Raw genomic sequence first — 18,881 nt, 5'->3', positions numbered from 1 at the left:
CTCCCGTCCCGAATTCGCGCTGGCACCGGAAATGCTGAATTCTTGACGGTGTCGGAGGATGGCCGAGTGATGTGCGCGGTCTCGACGGAGGAATCAGAGACGTGGATCGTCACACATCGCTTCTCTTAGTCAGACCACCGGTTCGGCCACAGGGAGCCGGGCGAGCCAGGGCATCAGCCCTCGCACGTTCACGTGAGACCGTTTGACAACACAGGACGTGAACGAGTCGGCCGGCGCGCATGACGGCCGACGCTGCCTCCGCCACACTGCACGCCACGCCCCATCGCGCCATGGCTGAGGGGACGGCCGAAGTCCCAGGCGTCCACGCTGTGGATGCGGAAGTCAGGAGGTGGACGCCGAGGCCGACGCGCCCGGCTGGGCCGCGGCCTCCGTGCCCGTGTGGGTTTCGGCGGGGGCCATGCCCATCGTGAGGGTGGCGGGGACGCCCTTCGCTATGCGGCCCTTCCTGTACTTCAGGGTGAGGAGGCCGCCCGCCGTGCCGTTGTCCGGGTAGATCGTGTCCTCGTCGAGGGTCGTGCGCTCGGTGGTGCTGGTGGAGTACGGAGCGACCTTCGCCGCGTCCAGGACCGCGGACTCCGCGAAGAAGAGCTGGCCCGTATGGCAGGTGTGGCCGCCCTCGTAGCCGGCGGAGGTGAGCTTGCCGCCGACGTGGACCTTGGTGTGGACGTGGACGCACCGGCCCCGGTACCAGCCCGGGAAGACCGTCGTGAATTCGACGAAGCCTCCGCTGTCGGTCAGTTGCGTGCCGCGCAGGTAGCGCTTGTCGTCCGTCGGTTCCTCGTGGCCGCCACCGCCTCCACCGCCGCCGCCCGGGCCTCCGGTGGGCGGGGTGCCGGTCGGCTGGTCGGTGGGCGGCGGGCCCGTGGGAGGCGTATCCCCGCCGCCCGTGCTCAGGCTCTCGTAGCCCGAGTAGATGCCGAGCGCATCGCAGTGCCAGATGTCCACGGCCGCGTTCCGCAGCGGCTTGCACGTCTTCGCGTCGATCACCTTCAGACGGAGGGTCATCGGGATGCCCTCCCGGTCCTCGGTGATGTCCCTGCGGATCTTGTCCGCGTCGATGTAGTACGGGCCCTCGGTCGTCTCCGACGTGAGGACGTAACAGGCCTCCCCGGAAGCGCCCTTGCCCGCCGTCGCGCTCTTCTTCGCGCCCTCCGACGCCGAGGCGATCGCGCCCGCCCCGACGCCCGCCGCGACCACGACGCCGCCGCCCGCGAGGAGGGCCCGGCGCCGGGTCATGGTCCGGCGGTGCTTGCCGCCCTGACTCTCGTGGTTCTCGTTCTCGCTCATGAGCGAGGACGCTAGGCAGCCAGGCTGTCAGGGGACGTGGGTGGCGGCTGTGGATTGCTGTGTGCCGTGCGCGTCAGCGGCCCGAGGCGTACGACACGAAGCCCGCCCACGCGGCCGGCGCGAGCGCGAGCCGGGGGCCGTCGGCGACCTTGGAGTCGCGTACGTGGACCGTGCCGGGGGTGGTGGCGACCTCGATGCAGGAGTCGCCCTCGCTGCCGCTGCTGTAGCTGCTCTTGAACCACGCCGGTTCGGGGGCGTCTCCGGCCGAGGTGTTGCGGATCATGTCTCTCCCAGCAGTTGCTCGATGAGGGCCGTCGACTCCCGTGGCGTGAGAGCCTGGGCGCGGATGATGCCATAGCGCAACTCCAGGATATGCAGCTGCTTCCGCTCGGTCACGGGTCGGCCGTTGGCCACCACAGGAGAGCGCCCAACCGCCGATCCGTCCACGAACTTCAGCACCTCGATGCCACCGTCCACTCCGGCGTGCTCCTCGCGGTCCATCGGCATCACCTGCAGCTCGACGTTCCGCAGCCGTCCGACCTCCAGCAGGTGCTCCAACTGGGCTTGTAACAGGGCCCTTCCGCCCAGCGGCCGACGGAGCGTCCACTCCTCCAGGACGAAGCTGAGCTCCGGTGCGGGGTCGCGCTCGAACACCGACTTGCGGGCCATGCGGCCCGCCACCATCCGCTCCACCTCGTCCTGCGTGTACGCCGGGCGTCGCATCAGGAGCAGCCCGCGCGCGTACGCGGGGGTCTGCAGCAGGCCGTGGATGTTGAGCGGGTCGTAGAGCTGGATCTCGACCGCGCTCGCCTCCAGCTTCCCCAGCTCCCGCACCTTCTTCGGGTACCGGACCTTCGCCACATCCTCCTTCATGGCCGACAGCAGACCGCCCGCGTCCAGGACCTCGTCCGCCCTGTCCAGGAACTCGGGCCGCGGAATCCGTTTCCCGGACTCGATCTTGTAGACCATGTCCTCGCCGTAGCCGACGGTCACGCCGAAGTCGGCGGCGCGCATGCCCACCGCCTCCCGCCGCAGCCTCAACTGCCGTCCCACCGTGGCGACGACGGCCACTCCCCAGTCGTCGTCCGGATCCACCTCCCAACCCGGCTCGTCCTCCTCGGTCTTGAGCCGCCCTACCTCTTCGCCGACCGACATGCCGCGCCCTTCCCCTCGTCCGTGCGTGCGTGAGTGACGCAACGGCCCTACCCGCCGGCGCCGACCCGACAGCCCGGACAGCAGTGGACAAGCCCCGGACAGTCACCCTACGTATCGGCACAGTCACTGTGCACGGTAGCCAGGGGTCGCCACGCTCAGTGTCGTGAATCAGAAGAACTCCCTTGATTTCCGTGTCCAGTTGTCGCCAACCCCGCGTGGGGCCCGGCTCGCCCGGCTGCTCGCCGCCGAGTGGCTGGCGACCTGCGAGCTGCCGTACGGCGTGGGGGACGCGGCCACGCAGATCGTCGCCGAGCTCGCCACGAACGCCGTCACCCACGGGCGGGTGCCGGGCCGGGACTTCCTGGCGGCGCTCGCGGTGGACACGGGAACCCTTCGCATCAAGGTCACCGACACGCGCGACGACGCCCTCCCGCGCGTCGGGCGTGGGCTCGGGCTGCTGCTCGTCGTGGCGATGGCCGACCGGTGGGGCGTCGAGGTCGGGCCCGTACCCAGGAAGACGGTCTGGGCCGAGCTGGACCTCGGTTCACCGGAGCCCGGAAAACCGTGCGCCGGTGACTCGGGCGATCCCAAGTACCAAGGACCGGAGGGGAAATGACCCCACCAAACCCACCCTTCCCCTCCCGGCGCCGAAGCCATCACTCTTGCCAGTGAAATATGCCAACTTGGCTGGCGTGGTGCCCGGTTGCCTGATCTACGCTCGGCACGACCGACACCACCCGGACATGAGTCGGCCCCCGCCGGGACGGCAATCCCAGTGCGAGGGCCTGACCATCCAGGAAGTAGGAGCTTCCCGATGGATAGCCAGAACACTAGCGCGCGACCGTCCACTCCGTCCCGTAACGGCGGGAAGAACCACTCTCACCGGGGTACGAGCGGCGGCGTCATTCACGAGAACACCCGCCACACCGAGCGTTTCACCATCGTCGGCAACCACCTTCTCCAGCACGGAGAGCTGACGGGGCTGGCCATCGGCATCGGCAGCCACATCCAGTCGCTGCCCGAGGGCGCGCCCATCGACATCAAGAGCATCGCCAGGAATCTGCGCGAGGGCACCACCCGGACCGCGCGCGCCATGCGCGAGTTGGAGGCCCACGGCTACCTGCGACGCGAGCGCGTACGCCTGCCGAACGGGCGGATCGTGACGCGGACGGTGTTCTGCAACCAGCCGGACCGCGGCAGGACCAGCGCCGACACCCGAACCGCACGACCGGCGGCGCCGAAGCCGAAGTCGCAGCCCAAGCCCCGGCCCGAGCCGCGTCGCCGCGCCCTGCCCGCCGCGCCGGAGCCCGCACCCACACCCCGACCCGAGCCCCGTCGCCGCGCCCTGCCCGCCGCGCCGGAGCCCGCACCGACACCCCGACCCGAGCCCCGTCGCCGCGCCCTGCCCCCCGTGCCGAAACCCGCACCCACACCCCGGCCCGAGCCGCGTCGCCGCGCCCTGCCCGCCGTGCCGCAGCCGGGGTATCCCGCCCCTGACCTCCTGCTGACCGCCGCCGAGGTCCTCACCGGGCTCCGGCTCCGGGATCCCCGGCTGCTGCTCTCCGCCGCCGACACCGAGCACCTGGCCCCCGGTGTCGCCGCCTGGCTGGAGCGGGACGTCGCCCCGGACGCCGTACGGCATGCCCTGACCGCCGACCTCCCGGAACCCCTGTGGCGCCCCGCCGCCCTCCTGGCCCACCGGCTCGCCGCTCTGCTCCCGGCGCCGCCCCCGTTCCGGGCGCCCGCACCGCAACGCCATCCGCTGCAGAACTGCGACGTCTGTGACCGGGCGTACCGAGGGCCGGAACCGGGCCGCTGCGGGAGCTGCCGCCTACCATGAACGTGACGGAACCCGACGTGGAGGACCAACCCGAAGGCATCATGCGCCGCCCGGACCTCATGCTGATCGCCGAAGCCGACATGTCACCGTCGCCGGCTGGACCATCTCGACCGAGGACCTTCCGCGCTGCGAGAACGAGTGAGGCCCGGACCCGTCGGACGTACCGACGGATCCGGGCCCCCTATCAGCTCCGGCAGGCTTACCGCGCCGCGTCCGGGTGCACCGACTCGGTGACCGGGCGCTCCTCGGCCGGCTTGGTGGCCGCGACCGGCTTGCGGAGCTGGATGTTCAGCTCCTTCAGGCGCGACTCGTCCAGCTCGGTCGGCGCGCCCATCATCAGGTCCTGGGCGTTGCCGTTGAGCGGGAAGGCGATGGTCTCGCGGATGTTGGGCTCGTCGGCGAGGAGCATCACGATGCGGTCGACGCCCGGGGCGATGCCACCGTGCGGCGGGGCGCCGAACTGGAAGGCGCGCAGCATGCCCGCGAACTCGGTCTCGACGGTCTCGCGGCTGTAGCCGGCGATCTCGAAGGCCTTGAACATGATGGCGGGCTCGTGGTTCCGGATGGCGCCGGAGGAGAGCTCGATGCCGTTGCAGACGATGTCGTACTGCCAGCCGAGGACGTCCAGCGGGTCCTGGGTCTCCAGGGCCTCGAGGCCGCCCTGCGGCATGGAGAAGGGGTTGTGCGAGAAGTCGATCTTGCCGGTCTCCTCGTCCTTCTCGTACATCGGGAAGTCGACGATCCAGGCGAACCGGAAGACGTTCTCCTCGAACCGGCCGGCGCGCTTGGCGGCCTCGACCCGGACCGGGCCCATGATCTTGGAGACCTCGTCGAACTCGCCCGCGCCGAAGAACACGGCGTGGCCGGCGGCGAGGCCGAGGCGCTCGGTGAGGACCTTGACGTTCTCCTCGGTGAGGAACTTGGCGATGGGGCCGGTGAGGGCGCCCTCCTCGCCGACGCGCACCCAGGCCAGGCCCTTGGCGCCGAGGGAGACGGCGAAGTCGCCGAGGCCGTCGAAGAACTTGCGCGGCTGGTCACCGGTGTCCGGCACGGCGAGGGCGCGCACGTGCTTGCCCGCGAAGGCCTTGAACTCGGAGTTCTCGAAGACGTCGGTGATGTCGACGAGCTCCAGGTCGGTGCGCAGGTCCGGCTTGTCGTTGCCGTACTTGAGCATCGACTCGCGGAACGGGATCCGCGGGAACGGGGAGGTGACGTGGCGGCCGCCGCCGAACTCCTCGAAGAGCTCGGTCATGAGCTTCTCGATCGGCTGGAAGACGTCCTCCTGCTCGACGAAGCTCATCTCGACGTCGAGCTGGTAGAACTCGCCCGGCGAGCGGTCGGCGCGGGCGTCCTCGTCGCGGAAGCAGGGCGCGATCTGGAAGTAGCGGTCGAAGCCGGAGATCATCAGCAGCTGCTTGAACTGCTGCGGCGCCTGGGGCAGCGCGTAGAACTTGCCCGGGTTCAGGCGGGAGGGGACGACGAAGTCACGGGCGCCCTCGGGGGAGGTCGCGGTGAGGATCGGGGTCGCCATCTCGTTGAAGCCGAGGGCCACCATCTTGGAGCGGATGGCGGCGATGACGGCCGAGCGCAGCATGATGTTGCGGTGCATGCGCTCACGGCGCAGGTCGAGGAAGCGGTACTCGAGGCGCCGCTCCTCGTTGACGCCGTCGTCGGCGTTGATGGTGAAGGGGATCTGCTGGGCCGCGCCGAGCACCTCGATGTCGGCGGCCTCGATCTCGATCTCGCCGGTGGCGAGCTCGGGGTTCACGTTCTCCGCGCCACGGGAGACGACCTTGCCGTCGACGCGGACGACGGTCTCCTTGGTCAGCTTGTCGAGGACCTCGGCCGCGGCGGTGCCGGGGCGGGCGACGAGCTGGGTGATGCCGTAGTGGTCGCGCAGATCGATGAAGAGGATGCCGCCCAGGTCGCGCCGATTGTGCAGCCAGCCGCTCAGCCGGACGTCGGTGCCGACGTCAGAGGCGCGGAGCTCGCCGCAGGTGTGGGACCTGTACCGATGCATCGTCGTTCATCCAGTTCTTCGGGATCCGTGGGGCCGCTTGATATGTCAAGCCCACTCAGGGTACCGGGCCACCCAAGATCGCGATCCGAATACTCTCGGTGGCGACCTGCTGTCCGATCTTCATAAAGTGGGGCAATGCGCACCGAGGACGTCCTGGCCGCGATCGCGACCGGCATGTGGCGCTGGGACAACGCGTCCGGGGTCGTCACCCTCGACGCCGAGGCGGCCCGGCTGCTCGGGCTGCCCGCGGAACCCGTACAGCTCACCGAGGCGGCCGTGCGCTCCCGTTTTCATCCGGTCGACTGGAACGAGATCGACGGGGTGGTGAACCTCGCCGTCGCCGAGGGCACGCTCGCCGAGGCCCGGCTGCGGATCATGGACGGGAACGGCCGGGTGATCCGTACCGTACGGAGCAGGTCGAAGCCGCTGATCGAGGGGGACGACTACCAGCTGGTCGGCACCCTCCAGGAGGTCGCCGAGCAACCCCCCGGCACCGCCGCCCGCACCCCCGTCACGGGCGACTGGCGGCGCTCGCGCGAGGCGTTCCTGCTGGACGCGGGCCGGGCGCTGGCGGAGGCGCGGTCGACGGCCGAGGTGCTGCGGGTGGCCGCGTCGCTGTCCATGCCCGGCTTCTCGCCGGACGGGCTCGCGGTGTTCGGCGTGGCGGGCGACCGGCTGACGGTCATAGGGCACCACGGGCACGGCGAGGGCGACGAGGGGCCGTTCAGCTCGATGACGCTCGACACCGACTATCCGGCGGCCGAGGTGGTGCGGACCGGGCGGGCGATCTATCTGCCGACGCCGGAGGAGTACGGGCGCCGCTTCCCGATGACCTGGCCGCTGGCGCGGCCCTTCGGGCGCCGCTCGTGGGCCTTCGTGCCGCTGGTGGTGGCGGGGCGGACGATGGGCGCGTGGATGGCCGCGTTCAAGCATCCGGTGGCGTTCACCCCCGACGAGCGCTCGGTCCTGACGACGGTGGCGCGGATGCTGGCGCAGGCGCTCGCGCGCGCCGGGGTGGCCGAGTCGGAGCGGGAGCTGTCGCTCGGTCTGCAGCGGACGATGATGCCGGTCCTCGGGCCCGGCATCCCGGGGATCCAGGTGGCCGCGCGGTACGTGCCGACGGGCGGCGGGCTACAGGTGGGCGGCGACTGGTACGACATGATCCGGCTGCCGGGCGGGGCGGGCGCGGGGCGGATCGCCCTGGTCATCGGGGACGTACAGGGTCATGACGTACGCGCGGCCGGGCTGATGGGGCAGCTGCGGATCGCACTGCGGGCGTACGCCTCCGAGGGGCACCGCCCGGACGCGGTGCTCTCGCGCGCCTCGCGCTTTCTGTACGGGGTCAACGACGGCACCGACCGGGCCGACGCGGCCGACTGGGGGGACGGCGGCCCCCGGTTCGCGACCTGTCTGTACCTGGAGGTCGACCTGGACACGGGGACGGTGGAGATCGCCCGGGCCGGGCATCCCGATCCGGCGGTACGGATGACCGACGGAACGGTTCTGCTGAGGCCCACGGCCGGCGGGCTGCCGCTCGGCATCGACCCCGACACCGACTACCCCACCACCCGGCTCACCCTGGAGACCGGCGAGACCCTGATGATCTGCACGGACGGCCTCCTGGAGACCGGCGGCCACGACCTGGACAGCGGCTGGGAGCGGGTCAGGAAGCTTCTCGAGGCCGACGACGGCGAGGACCTGGAGGCGCTCGCCGACCGGCTCGTCGAGGCCGTCCACGGGCCCGGCTCGCACCACACCACGGGCCCGCTCGCCGACCGCCGCGAGGACGACATCGCGGTCCTGCTGCTGTCCCGCCAGGGCACGGCGGTACGGCCGGCCCCGCGCCGAACGATCATGACGGTCGCCCAGGCCGAGCCGGAACGGATCGCCACCGCCCGCGAGCAGCTGCGCCAGCTCCTGCACGACTGGTCGGACGACGACCAGGTCGACTCCGCGGTCCTGATGGTCTCCGAGATGGTCACCAACGTCCTCGTCCACACGGACGGCGACGCACTGCTGGTCGCGGAGATCGTCTGCCTGGAGAAGGCGCGCCGGCTGCGGGTCGAGGTCGCCGACACGAGCGACGAGCTGCCGCACAAGCGCCACCCGGGCGAGATGGCGTCCAGCGGGCGCGGGCTGCTCCTGATGGAGATGCTGGCGCACGCGTGGGGCGTGGACCCGCGCGGCGAGGGCAAGGCGATCTGGTTCGAGCTGCACGAGCCGCCGTCGGAGGCCAGGTCCTAGCGTCCCGACGTCCCGACGTCCCGGCGTCCCGGCGTTCCGGCGTCCCGGCGTCCCGGCGGGCACGCGGTGGTGGCACGCGGCGCCTGGCGGGCGGCCTTCGGGACGCCGGAGGAGACTGGTGGGGGTACGGCCCCGCCTGAGGGGGGACCACGGAGCGCGCCATGGACACCCACAAGGTCGGCAGCGACACCACCGTCCTCGCCGACAGCCTCGAAGTCCCGGGGATCGGCCACATCCCCGTCAACGCCTACGTCCTCACCGCCAGGGAACCCGTCGTCGTCGACACCGGGCTCTCCCTCTCCGACCGTGACTTCGTCGCGGCGATCGGCTCGGTCGTCGACCCCGCCGACATCGTCTGGATCTGGCTCACCCACCCCGACCGCGACCACACGGGCGGCATCTTCGACCTGCTCGTCGCCGCTCCGCGGGCGCGGGTCGTGACCACCTTCATCGGCGCCGGGATCATGTCCACCGAGCGCCCGCTGCCCATGGACCGCCTGTACTTCCTCAACCCCGGCCAGTCGCTCGACGTCGGCGACCGCGTGCTCGACGCCTTCCGGCCGCCGCTGTTCGACAACCCGGCCACCGTCGGCTTCTACGACGAGAAGACCCGGATCTGCTTCAGCTCCGACTGCCTCGGCGGCCCGATGCCGACCGCCGAGCTCGCCGAGAGCGGGCACGCCAACGACCTCAAGCCGGAGGAGCTGCGTGCCGCGCAGCTGCTGTGGGCGCAGGTGGACAGCCCGTGGGTGCAGATCGTGGACCGGTTGAAGTACGGGCTCTGGGTCGACGAGCTGCGGGAGATGAACCCGGAGATCGTGCTGAGCACGCATCTGCCGCCGGCCGTGCGGATGACCGGCGCGATGATCGAGACGCTCACGATGGCCCCCGAGGCGGATCCGTTCGTCGGCCCGGACCAGGCGGCCCTGGAGGAGATGCTGCGGTCCTTCGAGCCGGGCGGCCTGCCGGCGGCGACCTGACCCTCGGGCCGACTCCCCGGCCCGCAGACCGTCTCGCCGGCTCTCATGCCGTCTGCTCGCCCCCGTACCGCTCGCGCAGCACGCCGACCACCCCGAAGAACGCGGCCGTCAGGGGTACGGCGAGCAGCATGCCCAGGATCCCGGCGACGGAAGCCCCGGCGGTGATCGCCAGCATGACCACCGCCGGGTGCATCTGCACGGTCCGGCTCTGGACCATGGGCTGGAGCACGTGCCCCTCGATGACCTGGACCGCGAGGACCACCCCGAGCACCCACAGGGCGATGACGAAGCCCCGGTCGGCGAGCGCGACGAGGACGGCCACGGCGCCGGAGAGGAAGGCGCCGAGGTACGGGATGTAGGCGGTCACGAACACGAGCGCGGCGAGCCCCACCGCGCCCGGCACCTTCAGGACCAGCAGGCCGATGCCGATGAGGACCGCGTCGACGAGCGCGACGAACGTGGTGCCCCGCATGAAGCCCTCGACGCCCTCGAAGGCGCGCCGCCCCATGGCCTCCACCATGTCGCCGGTGGAGCGGGGCGCGAGCGAGCGCAGGACGCCGGCGGCCCGGTCGGAGTCGCGCAGGAAGAAGAAGATGAGGAGCAGGGCGAGGACGGCGGTGGCGAGCATCTGGCCGACCACGCTGAGCCCGGAGATCACTCCGGAGGCGGCGGTCCCGCCGAACTTCTCTAGGAGCTGCCGGGAGTTCCTGGCGAGGTCGTCGAGGGAGGTGCCGGCCGCGCCGAAGTGCCCGGCGATGTCCTCGGCGGCCTGCCGCAGCGAGGTGACGATCTGGTCGCCGGTCTCGATGAGCGCGGCGACGACGATGTACGTGGCGCCGCCGACGACCGCGAGGACGGCGAGCACCGTGAGCCCGGCGGCGAGCGAGCGCTGCACCCGCATCCGCACCAGCCGGCGGTGCAGGGGCCCGAGGAGGGCGGTGCCGAGGAGGGCGAGCAGGACGGGGGTGACGGCCGTCTTGAAGACGATGCACAGCCAGACGAAGACGGCCGCGACTCCGGCGACGAGGAGCATGACGGCGCACCAGGCGGCGGTGCGGCGGGCACCCTCGGGGAGCAGCGGTCGGTCGGTGGGCACGCGTCCACCGGACCACGCGCCGCGGCGTGTCGTCCTGCGGTACGGGACCGGACGGGTGACTGCCCGTCAGGAGCGGATACGGGTACGGGGCGGGCGGCCGCCCACGGGCACGGGTGCGAGGCGGCGACCCCGTACCCGTACCCGTACCCGTACCCGTACCGTCGAGGACTCGGCCTGCTCGGCCTACTCGCCCATCCCGTGCACCGCCGGGATCGTCCCGAGGCGGCCCGCCTGGAAGTCCTCGAAGGCCTGGCGGAGTTCGGCCTGGGTGTTCATGACGAACGGTCCGTAGTGGGCCATCGGCTCGCGGATCGGCTGTCCGCCGAGGACCACGACCTCCAGGTCGGGGGTGTTCCCGTCCTGCTTCTCGTCGGCCCGGATGGTGAGCGCGCCCCCCTTGCCGAAGACGGCGGTCTGGCCCATGTGGACCGGGCGCCGCTCCTCGCCGGCCGTGCCGCGGCCGGCCAGGACGTAGGCGAGGCCGTTGAAGTCCTCGCGCCACGGCAGGGTGATCCCGGCGCCGGGGCGCAGGGTGGCGTGGAGCATCGTGATGGGGGTGTGGGTGATGCCGGGGCCCTGGTGGCCGTCGAGCTCGCCGGCGATGACGCGGAGCAGCGCGCCGCCGTCGGGGGAGGTGAGCAGCTGGACCTGGCCGCCGCGGATGTCCTGGTAGCGGGGGGCCATCATCTTGTCGGACGCGGGCAGGTTCACCCAGAGCTGGAGCCCGTGGAAGAGGCCGCCGCTGAGGACGAGGGACTCCGGCGGGGCCTCGATGTGCAGGAGGCCGGAGCCGGCGGTCATCCACTGGGTGTCGCCGTTGGTGATGGTGCCGCCACCGCCGTTGGAGTCCTGGTGGTCGAAGACGCCGTCGATGATGTACGTGACGGTCTCGAAGCCGCGGTGGGGGTGCCAGGGGGTGCCCTTGGGCTCGCCCGGCGCGTACTCCACCTCTCCCATCTGGTCCATCATGATGAACGGGTCGAGGTACTGGTAGTTGATTCCGGCGAACGCGCGGCGGACCGGGAAGCCCTCGCCTTCGAAGCCGGAGGGCGCGGTGGTCACGGCGAGCACGGGGCGGGACACGGCCTCGGCGGGTGCGGCGACGCGCGGCAGGGTGAGCGGGTTCTCGACAGTCACGGCGGGCATGGCTGGCCTCCTTCGTACGACCACTTTAGTTGAAGACTGAACTTTCTGCCACCCGGAACGCGGAACGCCCGGGAGGAATTCCTCCCGGGCGCTCTCCCTGTCTCCAGGCTCCGTCTGCCAGCGTCGGTCAGCCGTACATCCGGCGCATCGCGTAGTCGACCATCTGCTCCACGGCCTTCGCGTCGAAGACCATCCGGTGGTCGCCCTCCATGTCGAGGACGAAGCCGTACCCGGTCGGCAGCAGGTCGATCACCTCGGCGCCCGTGATCACGAAGTACTTGGACTCCTTGCCCGCGTACCGCCGCAGCTCCTTGAGCGTGGTGAACATGGGGATCACCGGCTGCTGGGTGTTGTGCAGCGCCAGGAAGCCCGGGTTGTCGCCCCGCGGACAGTAGACCTTCGAGGTCGCGAAGATCTGCTGGAAGTCCTCGGCCGACAGCGTGCCGGTCGTGAAGGCGCGCACGGCGTCCGCGAGCGAGGGCGGCGACGGCTCCGGGTACAGCGGAGGCTGCTGGGCGTAGCCGCCCTGCATGCCGCCCTGCATGCCCCCGGGCATGCCGCTCTGCATACCCCCCTGCATGCCGCCCTGCATCGGCTGCTGCGGCGGGCCGTAATGCTGCCCGGCACCCGGATTCTGCTCGTAGCCGTACATGCGCCCAGACTATCGACCCGCGGGCGGCCACAGCACCGTTCGCACTCCTCTTCGCACCGCACCGGCACTCTTGCTAGGTTCGCGGAAGCAATCCGGCCACCACGGGGGTGACAGATGGCGTTGAACGCCAAATGGCAGGAACTGATCGGCGAACAGCCTGCCGCGATGACGCTCGCGGGCGTTCCGGCCGAAGGCGGCGGCGGGGGTACCGGGCCGGACCTCAAGGCCGACGTGGGCCCCTGGCACAGCGCCGGCGGCGCGGCCGGCGAGCTGCGCGTCTCCACGTCGACCTCGCTCACCGACCTCGACACGGCGAACGAGGGCGTCAGCGGCGGCACCGCCGGGTTCGCCTCCTCGGCCGCCCTCACCGAGATCATCGGCACCTGGAAGACCCGCCTCACCAACGTCCGCGAGGAGTGCGGCCGGCTCGAAGGCGCCCTCAAGGCCGCCGGACGCGACTTCGGCGAGCAGGAGGCGGACACCCAGCGCAGGGTCGCGAGCGAGGGCTCCCACCAGTCCGGCAGACAGAAGAAGGAGGACTGACCCGCCATGCCCACTTGGCAGCAGCTGCGCGACGTGAAGCTGAACGAGTACACGGACGCCGCCGACGGATGGGGCAAGGTCAGCTCCCGCTCGAACGCCGACAAGGACCGCGCGGACAACGGCATGTTCGCCAAGATCCACGACACCCAGAAGGGCGAGACCGCCGACAAGGCGACCGCCGACGTCCGCCAGCTCTCCCGCAACTACCAGTACCTGCACACCGAGTGCGGCCTGATACGCACGGCGCTCAACGGCCTCGCAGCCGAGCTGGCCGCGCCGCAGAAGAAGCTGAAGCAGGCGCTGGAGGACGCGGAGAACCTGAAGTTCACCGTGAAGCCCGACGGCTCGGTCGACTACCCGACCCAGTCGTTCGTCCTCGCACCCGGCACCAACACCGCCCACGACGGCGCGCCCGTGCCCTACGCCCCCGGCAAGGGCGAGGGCGTCGGATCCGCCGACGCCAACAAGGGCAAGGCCGAGGACATCGCCCAGCGCATCGGCGACGCCGTCCGCGAGGCCAACGAGATCGACGGCCGATACGCCGCCGCCCTGCGCGAGCTCAAGGCCGAACCGGGCCTCACCGTCAGCGACGCGACCCTCGCCGACGCCGCCAAGGACACCAAGGCGATGCAACAGGCGGCGGGGAAGTACGCCGACGACGACAAGATCCCCCACGGCAAGTCGCCCAAGGAGAACGCCGACTGGTGGAACGGCCTCACCCAGGAGCAGCGCGACGAGTACGCGACGCTCTACCCGGCCTCCATCGGCGCCATGGACGGCATCCCGTCCACCGTCCGCGACGACGCCAACCGGATGGTCCTGGCCGAGACCCGCGCCCAGACCCAGCTGGACCTCAACGCCATCCCGAAGCAGCCGCAGGAGTACATCCAGAACCCGAGCGGCCAGTACCCGGCGGTCATCAAGAACCCCGAGTACATCAAGTGGGACAAGGAGTACGGGGACCGGTACGAGGAGCTCAACGCCCGGAAGAAGGGGATGGACGCGATCCAGGCCCGCTTCGACCGCACCGGCCAGGTGGGCCGCGACGGCGAGCTTCCCACCCCCGAGGCCTACCTGCTCGGCTTCAGCAGTGAGGGCATCGGCCGCGCCATCGTCGCGAACGGCAACCCCGACACGGCCACCCACACCTCGGTGTTCGTCCCCGGCACCGGGACCAACCTGGAGGGGATCGGGGGCAACATCGAACGCATGGAACGGCTCTGGCGCACGAGCACGGCCATGTCCGACGGCGCCGGCGTCTCGACCATCACGTGGCTCGGCTACGACGCCCCGCAGAGCATCTTCACCGACGCGCCCAAGCGCGGGTACGCCGACGAGGGCGGTCCCCTCCTGAACGACTTCCTCGGCGGTCTGCGCACCTCGCACGAGGGCGACCCCGGCCACCTCACCGTCACGGGCCACAGCTACGGCAGCACGGTCGTCGGGTCCGCCGCCCGTCAGGGCACCCTGCCCGTCGACGACGTCTTCGTCATGGGCAGCCCGGGCATGCAGGTCGGCAGCGCCGGCGACCTGGACGTGTCCAAGGGCCATGTCTTCTCGGCGGAGGCGGACAGCAACCCGTACCTCAAGGGTCTGCGCCTGCCCGGCCCGCTCGACGCCCTCACCGACGACAAGTACGGCGGCTTCAACGTCCCCTTCGTCACCAGCGACCCGGTGCCGGACATCGGCGGCTGGGGCCACGCGCCGAAGAAGCTCGACATCGACGTCCTGCCCTCGTGGATCGACGGCGACGGGATGAGCGTCGTGAAGCCGCAGACGCCGACCAACCCCGACTTCGGAGCGACCATCGTCGACACCGACGGTTCCCGCGGCCACAGCGGCTACTGGGACGAGGGAACCGAGAGTCTGCTCAACCAGGCCCGCGTGACCGTGGGCAAGTACGGTCAGGTGACCCATGCCGATTAAGAAGATCCGCCGCGCGCTCACCGTGCCCGCCCTGCTGATCACCGCCCTCCTCACGACCGCGACAGGATGCTCATCCATGGACCAGGACGCACTCGACTACGAGCCGCAGAAGCTGTCGGTCGCCGCGGCCAAGGACCTGGTGCGCAGCCAGTCGAGCGTGATCTTCGACGCCTCCGGCCTGAAGGCGTCCGCCACGAACGGTGCGCCGCACGCCGCCCCCTGCGAGGGCGTGGAGCACGGCTACCGCGTCAAGCACTTCTGGAAGATCCAGGGCCCCTCCAAGGCCGAGCTGAGCGCGGCGCTGCGGCGGCTGCACGAGGAGCTTCCCAAGCGCGGCTGGAAGGTCTACCGCTTCGACAAGGCGGCGTCGAAGAACCAGCAGATGCAGCTGGAGGCGGAGGACACCAAGCAGCACCACACCGTCCTGATCGAGGAGGACTTCGTCCCGACCGGGCCGGATGTCTCGGAGTGGGAGAAGAAGGGGCGCGACGGGCTGTACGTGGCGCTCGACTCCCCGTGCTACGTGGACCCGGACTACACCGTGGGCGACCAGTAGCGGGTGCGGCCCGCGTCACAGATGTCCGGATAGGGGTTGCCCTTATTACCGGTGGGTAGCATCATCGTAGAGAGCGTGAGCTACTCACCGGTAGTACGTGACCGGTACGACGAGTACGCGTACGAGGAATCCGCCTCCCCGAGCCTTTACGGAGCCGTCGCCATGGGGCACTACAAGTCGAATCTCCGCGACATCGAGTTCAACCTCTTCGAGGTCCTCGGCCGCGACAAGGTGTACGGCACCGGTCCGTTCGAGGAGATGGACGTCGAGACCGCGAAGAGCATCCTCGACGAGATCCGCCGCCTCGCCGAGAACGAGCTGGCGGAGTCCTTCGCCGACGCCGACCGCAACCCGCCGGTCTTCGACCCGGAGACCAACACCGCGCCCGTCCCGGCCACCTTCAAGAAGTCGTACAACGCCTTCATGGAGTCCGAGTACTGGCGTCTGGGCATCCCGGAGGAGATCGGCGGCACCGTCTCCCCGCGCTCGCTCATCTGGGCCTACGCGGAGCTGCTGCTCGGCTCGAACCCGGCCATCTGGATGTACTCCTCCGGCCCGGCGTTCGCCGGCATCCTCTACAACGAGGGCAACGAGGCGCAGAAGAAGGTCGCGCAGATCGCCGTCGAGAAGCGCTGGGGCTCCACCATGGTGCTCACCGAGCCCGACGCGGGCTCGGACGTCGGCGCCGGCCGCACCAAGGCGGTCCAGCAGGAGGACGGCTCCTGGCACATCGAGGGCGTCAAGCGCTTCATCACCTCCGGTGAGCACGACATGGAGGAGAACATCCTCCACTACGTCCTCGCCCGCCCCGAGGGTGCCGGCCCCGGCACCAAGGGCCTGTCGCTCTTCCTCGTCCCGAAGTACGAGTTCGACTGGGAGACCGGCGAGCTCGGCGCCCGCAACGGCGTCTACGCCACCAACGTCGAGCACAAGATGGGCCTCAAGGCCTCCAACACGTGCGAGATGACCTTCGGCGACCAGCACCCCGCCAAGGGCTGGCTGATCGGCGACAAGCACGACGGCATCCGCCAGATGTTCCTCATCATCGAGTTCGCCCGCATGATGGTCGGCACGAAGGCGATCTCCACCCTCTCCACGGGCTACCTCAACGCCCTGGAGTACGCCAAGGAGCGCGTCCAGGGCACCGACCTGGCGAACTTCATGGACAAGGCCGCCCCCAAGGTCACCATCACGCACCACCCGGACGTCCGCCGCTCGCTGATGACGCAGAAGGCGTACGCCGAGGGCATGCGCTCCCTCGTCCTCTACACGGCCTCCGTGCAGGACGAGATCGCGATCAAGGAAGCGGCCGGTGAGGACGCGAAGGCCCTGCACGGCCTGAACGACCTGCTGCTCCCGATCGTCAAGGGCTACGGCTCCGAGAAGGGCTACGAGCAGCTCGCCCAGTCGCTGCAGACCTTCGGCGGCTCCGGCTTCCTGCAGGAGTACCCGATCGAGCAGTACATCCGGGACGCCAAGATCGACACCCTCTACGAGGGCACCACGGCCATCCAGGGCCAGGACTTCTTCTTCCGCAAGATCGTCCGTGACCAGGGCGCGTCCCTGAACGCGCTGGCCGAGGAGATCAAGAAGTTCCTCGCGGTCGGCACCGGCGGCGAGGAGCTGGCCGGCGCCCGCGACGCGCTCGCCAAGGCGGCCGTCGACCTGGAGGGCATCGTCGGCGCGATGCTCACCGACCTCACCGCCACCGGCGAGGACGTCAAGAACATCTACAAGGTCGGCCTCAACACCACCCGCCTGCTGCTGGCCTCCGGCGACGTCGTCGTCGGCTACCTGCTGCTGCGCGGCGCGGCCGTCGCCGCCGAGAAGCTGGCCGCCGGCGCGGCGGACAAGTCCGCCAAGGAAGCAGCCTTCTACCAGGGCAAGATCGCGGCCGCGAAGTTCTTCGCCGCCAACGTCCTGCCCGGCGTCTCCGCCGAGCGCCTGCTCGCGGAGGCCGTGGACGGCTCGCTGATGGACCTGGACGAGGCCGCGTTCTGACACGCGCCCGCGTTCACACGAGGAACGGCTCGCTCCCGGGGAGGGGAGCGGGCCGTTCCGCCTTTCCGGGCCCACCGGGGTCCGGTATCCGGACCACGCGCCCTGCGTAAGGTGAAGCCATGAGTAGCGCAGCTCCCCGGTTCGACCGCGGCCACACCGATGACCTCATGACCTTCCTCGCAGCCTCGCCCTCGCCGTACCACGCGGTGGCGAACACCGCCGAGCGGCTGGAGAAGGCGGGCTTCCGCAAGGTCGAGGAGACCGACGCCTGGGACGGGACGGCGGGCGGGAAGTACGTGATCCGCGGGGGCGCGATCATCGCCTGGTACGTGCCCGAGGGCGCCGCCCCGCACACCCCTTTCCGGATCGTCGGCGCCCACACCGACTCCCCCAACCTGCGGGTCAAGCCGCAGCCGGACTTCGGCCGCGAGGGCTGGCGCCAGGTCGCCGTCGAGATCTACGGCGGACCGCTGCTCAACAGCTGGCTCGACCGCGACCTCGGGCTCGCCGGCCGGCTCACCCTGCGCGACGGCAGCCGGCACCTGGTGAACGTGGACCGGCCCATGCTGCGCGTCCCGCAGCTCGCCATCCACCTGGACCGGCAGGTCAACGAGGGCATGAAGCTGGAGCGCCAGCGCCACATGCAGCCCATCTGGGGCCTCGGCGAGGTGCGCGAGGGCGACCTGATCGGCTTCGTCGCCGAGGAGGCGGGCGTCGCCGCCGAGGACGTGACCGGCTGGGACCTCATGGTCCACACCGTCGAGGCCCCCGCCTACCTGGGCCGCGACCGCGAGCTGCTCGCCGGCCCGCGGATGGACAACCTCATCTCCGTGCACGCCTGCGCCGCCGCCCTCGCCGCCGTGTCGGCGCTGCCGGACCTGCCGTACATCCCGGTCCTCGCCGCCTTCGACCACGAGGAGAACGGCTCCGAGGCCGACACCGGCGCCCAGGGCCCGCTGCTCGGCGGCGTCCTGGAGCGCTCGGTCTACGCCCGCGGCGGCGGCTACGAGGACAGGGCCCGCGCGTTCGCGGGCTCGGTCTGCCTCTCCTCCGACGTCGGCCACGCCGTGCACCCCAACTACAGCGAGCGCCACGACCCGACGCACCACCCGCGCCCCAACGGCGGCCCGATCCTCAAGGTGAACGTCAACCAGCGCTACGCCACCGACGGCGCCGGCCGGGCCGTGTTCGCCGCCGCCTGCGAGAAGGCGGGCGTGCCGTGGCAGTCGTTCGTCTCCAACAACGACATGCCCTGCGGCACCACGATCGGCCCGATCACCGCCGCCCGCCACGGCATCAGCACCGTCGACATCGGCGTCGCCTGCCTGTCGATGCACAGCGCCCGCGAGCTGTGCGGATCCGAGGACCCGCACCACCTCGCGAACGCGCTCGTCGCCTTCCTTGAGGGCTAGGC

General features: G+C 70.8%; 16 protein-coding genes. 9 read left to right on the top strand and 7 right to left on the bottom strand.

Annotated features, from left to right (window positions below; all coding sequences use genetic code 11):
• Nucleotides 1–342: 342 nt before the first annotated feature.
• From ACIGEZ_RS06970 to ACIGEZ_RS06960, 3 genes are all read right to left on the bottom strand, one after another.
• Nucleotides 343–1,308 carry an intradiol ring-cleavage dioxygenase gene (locus tag ACIGEZ_RS06970; RefSeq protein ID WP_399826759.1) on the bottom strand — a complete coding sequence of 322 codons (966 nt, stop codon included), beginning with the start codon at nucleotides 1,306–1,308 and terminating at the stop codon, nucleotides 343–345.
• Nucleotides 1,309–1,381: 73 nt separating this feature from the next.
• Nucleotides 1,382–1,591 (bottom strand): DUF397 domain-containing protein, encoded by a 210-nt coding sequence (locus ACIGEZ_RS06965; protein WP_399826756.1) that lies wholly within the window; start codon nucleotides 1,589–1,591, stop codon nucleotides 1,382–1,384.
• Nucleotides 1,588–2,463, bottom strand: coding sequence for a helix-turn-helix domain-containing protein (locus ACIGEZ_RS06960; RefSeq protein WP_399826753.1), 876 nt, complete (start codon nucleotides 2,461–2,463; stop codon nucleotides 1,588–1,590). The genes ACIGEZ_RS06965 and ACIGEZ_RS06960 overlap by 4 nt, the downstream gene beginning before the upstream one ends.
• 163 nt (nucleotides 2,464–2,626) lie before the next feature.
• On the opposite strand from ACIGEZ_RS06960, the gene ACIGEZ_RS06955 reads away from it, so the two are divergent.
• The gene (locus ACIGEZ_RS06955; protein WP_399826751.1) at nucleotides 2,627–3,079 is read left to right on the top strand and encodes an ATP-binding protein; all 453 of its coding nucleotides are present in this window, start codon (nucleotides 2,627–2,629) and stop codon (nucleotides 3,077–3,079) included.
• Between the two features lie 198 nt (nucleotides 3,080–3,277).
• The gene (locus tag ACIGEZ_RS06950) at nucleotides 3,278–4,303 is read left to right on the top strand and encodes a helix-turn-helix domain-containing protein (protein ID WP_399826749.1); all 1,026 of its coding nucleotides are present in this window, start codon (nucleotides 3,278–3,280) and stop codon (nucleotides 4,301–4,303) included.
• A gap of 199 nt (nucleotides 4,304–4,502) precedes the next feature.
• Here the strand turns inward: ACIGEZ_RS06950 and aspS are convergent, their stop codons facing one another.
• Nucleotides 4,503–6,323: an aspartate--tRNA ligase gene (gene aspS, locus ACIGEZ_RS06945; RefSeq protein ID WP_399826747.1), complete on the bottom strand. Its 1,821-nt coding sequence runs from the start codon at nucleotides 6,321–6,323 to the stop codon at nucleotides 4,503–4,505.
• A 135-nt stretch (nucleotides 6,324–6,458) separates the two neighbouring features.
• Here aspS and ACIGEZ_RS06940 point away from each other — a divergent pair, with 135 nt between their 5' ends.
• Together ACIGEZ_RS06940 and ACIGEZ_RS06935 are read left to right on the top strand one after the other, a co-directional pair.
• A complete protein-coding gene (locus ACIGEZ_RS06940) occupies nucleotides 6,459–8,567 on the top strand; it encodes a SpoIIE family protein phosphatase (protein ID WP_399826745.1) in 2,109 nt (702 codons plus the stop codon).
• A 161-nt stretch (nucleotides 8,568–8,728) separates the two neighbouring features.
• On the top strand, nucleotides 8,729–9,547 hold the full coding sequence (locus ACIGEZ_RS06935; RefSeq protein WP_399826742.1) for an MBL fold metallo-hydrolase: 819 nt from the start codon (nucleotides 8,729–8,731) through the stop codon (nucleotides 9,545–9,547).
• A 43-nt stretch (nucleotides 9,548–9,590) separates the two neighbouring features.
• On the opposite strand, the gene ACIGEZ_RS06930 is transcribed toward ACIGEZ_RS06935, so the two are convergent.
• The 3 genes from ACIGEZ_RS06930 to ACIGEZ_RS06920 all read right to left on the bottom strand — a co-directional run bounded on the left by ACIGEZ_RS06930 (nucleotide 9,591) and on the right by ACIGEZ_RS06920 (nucleotide 12,441).
• Nucleotides 9,591–10,643 (bottom strand): AI-2E family transporter, encoded by a 1,053-nt coding sequence (locus tag ACIGEZ_RS06930; RefSeq protein ID WP_399826741.1) that lies wholly within the window; start codon nucleotides 10,641–10,643, stop codon nucleotides 9,591–9,593.
• Between the two features lie 183 nt (nucleotides 10,644–10,826).
• A complete protein-coding gene (locus ACIGEZ_RS06925; RefSeq protein ID WP_399826738.1) occupies nucleotides 10,827–11,789 on the bottom strand; it encodes a pirin family protein in 963 nt (320 codons plus the stop codon).
• 127 nt (nucleotides 11,790–11,916) lie between these two features.
• Nucleotides 11,917–12,441: an SseB family protein gene (locus ACIGEZ_RS06920; RefSeq protein ID WP_399826736.1), complete on the bottom strand. Its 525-nt coding sequence runs from the start codon at nucleotides 12,439–12,441 to the stop codon at nucleotides 11,917–11,919.
• Nucleotides 12,442–12,555: 114 nt separating this feature from the next.
• On the opposite strand from ACIGEZ_RS06920, the gene ACIGEZ_RS06915 reads away from it, so the two are divergent.
• From ACIGEZ_RS06915 to ACIGEZ_RS06895, 5 genes are all read left to right on the top strand, one after another.
• Nucleotides 12,556–12,984 (top strand): hypothetical protein, encoded by a 429-nt coding sequence (locus ACIGEZ_RS06915; protein ID WP_399826733.1) that lies wholly within the window; start codon nucleotides 12,556–12,558, stop codon nucleotides 12,982–12,984.
• 6 nt (nucleotides 12,985–12,990) lie between these two features.
• Nucleotides 12,991–14,910 carry an alpha/beta hydrolase gene (locus ACIGEZ_RS06910; RefSeq protein WP_399826731.1) on the top strand — a complete coding sequence of 640 codons (1,920 nt, stop codon included), beginning with the start codon at nucleotides 12,991–12,993 and terminating at the stop codon, nucleotides 14,908–14,910.
• Complete coding sequence (locus ACIGEZ_RS06905; protein ID WP_399826729.1) at nucleotides 14,900–15,466, top strand: hypothetical protein; 567 nt, start codon at nucleotides 14,900–14,902, stop codon at nucleotides 15,464–15,466. The genes ACIGEZ_RS06910 and ACIGEZ_RS06905 overlap by 11 nt, the downstream gene beginning before the upstream one ends.
• A 162-nt stretch (nucleotides 15,467–15,628) precedes the next feature.
• Nucleotides 15,629–17,467 carry an acyl-CoA dehydrogenase gene (locus ACIGEZ_RS06900; protein ID WP_399827578.1) on the top strand — a complete coding sequence of 613 codons (1,839 nt, stop codon included), beginning with the start codon at nucleotides 15,629–15,631 and terminating at the stop codon, nucleotides 17,465–17,467.
• Nucleotides 17,468–17,586: 119 nt separating this feature from the next.
• Entirely contained in the window at nucleotides 17,587–18,879 is a 1,293-nt protein-coding gene (locus ACIGEZ_RS06895) for a M18 family aminopeptidase (RefSeq protein ID WP_399826726.1), read from the top strand.
• Nucleotides 18,880–18,881: the final 2 nt, after the last annotated feature.

It is taken from the genome of Streptomyces sp. NPDC085481, assembly GCF_044541845.1.
GTDB lineage: Bacteria > Actinomycetota > Actinomycetes > Streptomycetales > Streptomycetaceae > Streptomyces.
Note: the sequence above shows the minus strand (reverse complement) of the source record. Positions and strands in the feature narration are given on the sequence as shown.